At 62.3% G+C, this 4,683-nt stretch carries 4 protein-coding genes and 1 pseudogene; 4 read left to right on the top strand and 1 reads right to left on the bottom strand.

Annotated features, from left to right (window positions below; genetic code table 11):
* The coding region (locus JHD62_RS21065; RefSeq protein ID WP_199104526.1) for a LysR family transcriptional regulator at positions 1 to 499 on the bottom strand (499 nt) is incomplete at its 3' end.
* Between the two features lie 199 nt (positions 500 to 698).
* On the opposite strand from JHD62_RS21065, the gene JHD62_RS21060 reads away from it, so the two are divergent.
* The 4 genes and pseudogenes from JHD62_RS21060 to JHD62_RS21045 form a co-directional block, all read left to right on the top strand.
* Complete coding sequence (locus JHD62_RS21060; RefSeq protein ID WP_199104525.1) at positions 699 to 1,613, top strand: LysR family transcriptional regulator; 915 nt, start codon at positions 699 to 701, stop codon at positions 1,611 to 1,613.
* 155 nt (positions 1,614 to 1,768) lie between these two features.
* Positions 1,769 to 2,854, top strand: coding sequence for a 4-oxalomesaconate tautomerase (locus tag JHD62_RS21055; RefSeq protein ID WP_199104524.1), 1,086 nt, complete (start codon positions 1,769 to 1,771; stop codon positions 2,852 to 2,854).
* Positions 2,855 to 2,959: 105 nt separating this feature from the next.
* Positions 2,960 to 4,285 (top strand): aromatic acid/H+ symport family MFS transporter, encoded by a 1,326-nt coding sequence (locus tag JHD62_RS21050; RefSeq protein ID WP_199104523.1) that lies wholly within the window; start codon positions 2,960 to 2,962, stop codon positions 4,283 to 4,285.
* Between the two features lie 80 nt (positions 4,286 to 4,365).
* Positions 4,366 to 4,683, top strand: a pseudogene (locus JHD62_RS21045) (gallate dioxygenase); the annotation flags it as partial.

Below are 4,683 nucleotides of genomic sequence, written 5' to 3'. Positions count from 1 at the left end.
CCACCAGGCCTTGTGTCATGCGTTGCAGCAGCGGCTGGCCAACGGCTTCTTCCAGCCGGGCCAGCGACATGCTGATGCCGGACTTGCTCAGCCCCAGCTGCTGGCAGACCGGGGAGAACTGACCATGTTCGGCCAGGCTGACAAAAATGCGCAGCTTGTTGCCTCCCAGTAACAGCTGGGTCAGCGGAGTCGGGTCGATACGGCTGCCTCGAAACTGGCACAGCGCGGTGGCCGCGTGCTGGATTTCCTTGTGAATGCGCAAGGCCCGGCGGTGCACGGCTTCGCCATAGGCATTGAGCAGCATGCCGCGCGGGCGGCGCTCGAACAGGCTGACACCCAGCAAGTCTTCCAGCTGGGTCAGCGCACGGGTGATGGCCGAGGCGGCCTTGAATATCTGTTCGGACGAACGGGTGACGCTGCCGGTGTGTGCCACCGACAAAAACACGCGCAGATAGCGCAACACATCATCCCGGTCCGGCTTGGCGGCAGGGTGGTTCATGAGTCTCTCCTCCAGCTATGCAATGGCCGTGACCGCCCGGTGTTTGCTTGGCGCACCGTTGCGGACCGGCATGTTTTTTTGATTTGCCGCACATTCTGCGGCTATGGTGCTATTCCATGCAGATGTCAAAACCGTGTCTGTGATCAGCTTTCCTGATCGCTGAACTGACATATCAGAAGCACCTGCCGAAGGGGATGCAATGAAACTGGCAACACTGGCCGCGCTGATAGCTGCGGTGGAAGAGGGCAGCATGCGTGCAGCGGCGCGCCGAATCGGCTGCTCGCAACCGGCGCTCACCCGGATGATTCGCGAGCTGGAGCTGGAACTGGCCGCGCCCTTGCTGCTGCGCTCCTCGCGCGGGGTATTGCCCACCGCGCAAGGACGGGTGCTGTATGAACGGGCAGTGCGTGCCCGCCACGAACTGGAAGCCGCCGCCGATGAAATCAGCCAGATTGGCGGCCACATGGTGGGCAAGCTGCATATTGGCGCGGTACCGCTGGCGGTGATGCTGCTGATTCCCGAAGCCATGCGCACCTTTGTGCGCGAGTTTCCGCAAATCCAGTTGCGCATCAGCGAAGAACTGTATGTGGCGCAATTGCAAAAGCTGCGTACCGGCGAGGTGGACATTACCGTCGGCGGCATTCCGGACGATCTGGCAGCCGGGGAGTTCTACATCGAACCCCTGTTGCACACCGAGATGATTCCGACGGCACGCAAGGGCAGCCGCTGGCTGGAGGCCAAGTCACTGCAGGATTTGCAAGCTGCGCCCTGGGTGTATACCGGCACTGACCACCGCGCCGGTTACGCCCGAGCACTATTCGAACGCAATGGCCTGGAGGCGCCGCAGCAAGGCGCGCTGGTCAATTCCACGCTGGCCTTGTTGTCGCTGGTGTCCACCGGCGACTACGTGGCCTTGCTGCCCCGGCAGATTGCCCGCCAGTCGTGGCTGGCCAGCTATGTTTCGCCCATCGCGCTGAGCGAGCAGGGCCTGCCGCTACAGGTAGGTGCCATCCTGCGTCAGGAGCTGGCGCTGGCCCCGGTGGTGCGCCATCTGCTTACCCATTTGCACCGCGCCGCCCACCACATCAACCGCGGCGATACCCTGCTTTACTGAGCTGTTGCCCGCGCCGTCCAGGACGGCCAAAGCGTGAACGGCAGTGCTCACAAAATGAGAATGCACGGTCACGAAGGGGCAAAGTTGCCCGCCTTCCCTCCGCATATATTGTTGGCAGAACAAGATGCCTGCCCAGGCAAATGCGGAGGATAAACATGGATACGACAGCAAGTTACAGCGGTTTGCAGGCGCTGCCCTGCGTGTGGATGCGCGGCGGTACTTCCAAGGCGGCGTTCTTTCACGCTGCCGACTTGCCGGCTGACCCGGCCGAGCGCGACCGTCTGCTGCTTGCAGCCATGGACGGCACCGACGCCCGCCAGATCGACGGCATCGGCGGTGCCCATCCGCTGACCACCAAGATTGCCATCATCTCCCGCTCCAGTCGTGACGATGCCGATATCGACTACCTGTTCGGCCAACTGGTGATCGGTGCCAAGCGCATCGACTATGCCCCCACCTGCGGCAATATCCTGGCTGCCGTTGCACCGTTTGCGCTGGAGGAGGGCTTGCTGCCCTGCAACGATGGCGAAACCCGTGTGCGTATTCACATGGTGAACACCAAATCCCTGTGCGAAGCCGTGCTGCCCACTCCGGGCGGCAAGGTGAGCTATCAGGGCGACACCCGTATCAGCGGCGTTCCCGGCAGCGCAGCCGCCATCGAGCTGCGCTTTGCCGATGTGGCCGGTTCTTCCTGCGGCGCGCTCTATCCCACCGGCCAAGCGCAGGACGTGGTGGGCGGCGTGGCGGTCAGCTGCATCGACAACGGTATGCCGGTGGTGCTGCTGCGTGCTGCCGACCTGGGTATCACCGGTTACGAAAGCCCGGCCGAGCTGGACGCCAACGACAGCTTCAAGCGCGAGCTGGAAGCCATCCGTCTGGCCATTGGTCCGCGCATGGGCCTGGGCGATGTCAGCGAGCGGGTGGTGCCCAAGATGACGCTGATTGCCGCGCCGATTAATGGCGGGGCCATTCATACCCGTACCTTCATTCCGAAAAAATGCCATGACGCCATCGGCGTGCTGGGTGCCGCCTCTGTGGCTACCGCCTGTGCCGACCCGGCCACCGTTGCCGGTGCTCTGGCTGTCGTGGATGGTGCCACGGCGGCCATCTCGGTGGAGCACCCGACTGGTGAGTTCACCATCCGCCTGACACCGCAGCCGGACGCTGCACCTGCGGTGGCGCTCATCCGCACCGCAAGGCCTTTGTTCCGCGGCCATGTCTTGCTGCCGTACCCGGCCTGAATGGCCTTGCCTTTCATCAGATAAAAAACCACAGGACGCGGCTCGATCCGCGCTTAACGCTCGTCGTATTACAACAATGCAACAACGCAACAGGAGGAGAGATTCATGAATCAGGCAGAAGTACTGGATGTGCGCGAGTTTATTAACTCGCGCAAGATGTCAGCCTTCCAGTGGGGGCTGGTGGTGTTGTGCTTTTTGATTGTGGCCGTGGATGGCATGGATGTGGCCATCATGGGTTTTGTCGCGCCCAGCATTCTGGGTGAGTGGCATATTTCGCGTCCGGCTTTCGGCGTGGTGATGGGCGCAGCGCCCATTGGTCTGGCTGCCGGTGCCTTGCTGGCTGGTTCTTCCGCTGACTGGTTCGGCCGGCGCAAGGTGTTGCTCGGTTCGGTGCTGGGTTTTGGCGTGGCCACGCTGGCCACTGCACATGCCACCACGCCGCAGTCCATGGCGGCGCTGCGCTTTATCACTGGCCTTGCGCTGGGTGCGGCCATGCCCAATACCACCACGCTGATCTCGGAATACATTCCGGAGCGCATCCGCTCCTCGGTGATTGCCACCATGTTTACCGGTTTCAACCTGGGCTCTGCAGCAATCGGCTTTGCTGCCGCCTGGCTGACTCCACGCTTTGGCTGGCAGGCAGTGCTGACCTTTGGCGGCCTGATGCCCTTGATTCTGCTGCCTTTCATGTTTTTCCTGCTGCCGGAATCCGCCCGTTATCTGGTGGGCAAGGGGGCCCCGGCCGAGCGTGTGCGTCCGCTGCTCTCCCGCGTGTGCCAGGTGAAGCTGGACAGTTACAAGGTGTTCGTGTCGCAAGAAGCGCCGTTCAGCGCCAAGCAGCCGCTGGGCGTGTTGTTCTCGCAAGGCTATGCGCTGAAAACCTTCAGCCTGTGGCTGACTTATTTCATGGGCCTCTTGGTGATTTACCTCACCACCAGCTGGCTGCCCACCATGATGAAAGACGCCGGTATCTCGATTGACCGTGCCTCCACCCTGACGGCGATGTTCCAGCTGGGTGGCACCGTGGGTGCCATCGTGGTGGGCTTTGCCATGGACCGCATCAAGCCCAGCCGCGTGATCAGCGCGTCCTACCTGCTGGGCGGCGTGGCGCTGGTGGTGCTGGGTAGCAGCGGGCTGAATTCGGCCTGGATCGTCCTGGCCATCCTGGCCACCGGCTTCTGCCTGAGTGGCGCGCAAACCGGCCTGAACGCCTATGCTCCGGGCTGCTATCCCACCATGGCCCGCGCTACCGGTGTCAGCTGGATGCTGGGCGTTGGTCGTCTGGGCAGCATTCTGGGTTCGTCCATCGGCGGCGTGCTGCTCAGCCTGGGCTGGGGCTTCGAGGCCATTTTCCTGACACTGGCGGTGCCGGCGGTGATTGCCGCTGCCTCCATTCTGGGTGGCAGCCTGCAAGCCCGCACGCAAGCCTGATTTCCGATTTTTCATAGCATGCAAGCGGCGCTACAGCCGGTAGCGCCGGTAACTGACATACGCAAGAAGGCAGACCTGACATGGCAACCATCATTGGCGGCATCGCCTGTTCCCATACTCCCACCATCGGTTTTGCGGTGGATCGCAACAAGCAGGACGACCCGGTATGGGCTCCCATCTTCGAGGCATTTGCACCGGTAAAAGCCTGGCTGGCGGAGAAAAAGCCGGATGTGCTGTTCATGATTTACAACGACCATGTCACGTCTTTCTTCTTCGACCACTATTCCGCCTTCACCCTGGGCATAGATCAGCGTTACGAAGTGGCGGACGAAGGTGGTGGCGCGCGTAATCTGCCGCCGGTTGCGGGCCATGCCGCGCTGTCGCGCCATATCGGTGCC

The sequence above is a fragment of the Aquitalea sp. ASV11 genome, from assembly GCF_016429185.1.
GTDB lineage: Bacteria > Pseudomonadota > Gammaproteobacteria > Burkholderiales > Chromobacteriaceae > Aquitalea > Aquitalea pelogenes.
This window is presented reverse-complemented; position numbering and strand designations above follow the sequence as displayed.

Excerpts from the sequence above, each read along its gene's own strand:
- JHD62_RS21055 (WP_199104524.1), top strand. The coding sequence starts at position 1,769 with ATGGATACGACAGCAAGTTACAGCGGTTTGCAGGCGCTGCCCTGCGTG.
- JHD62_RS21050 (WP_199104523.1), top strand. The coding sequence starts at position 2,960 with ATGAATCAGGCAGAAGTACTGGATGTGCGCGAGTTTATTAACTCGCGC.
- JHD62_RS21060 (WP_199104525.1), top strand. The coding sequence starts at position 699 with ATGAAACTGGCAACACTGGCCGCGCTGATAGCTGCGGTGGAAGAGGGC.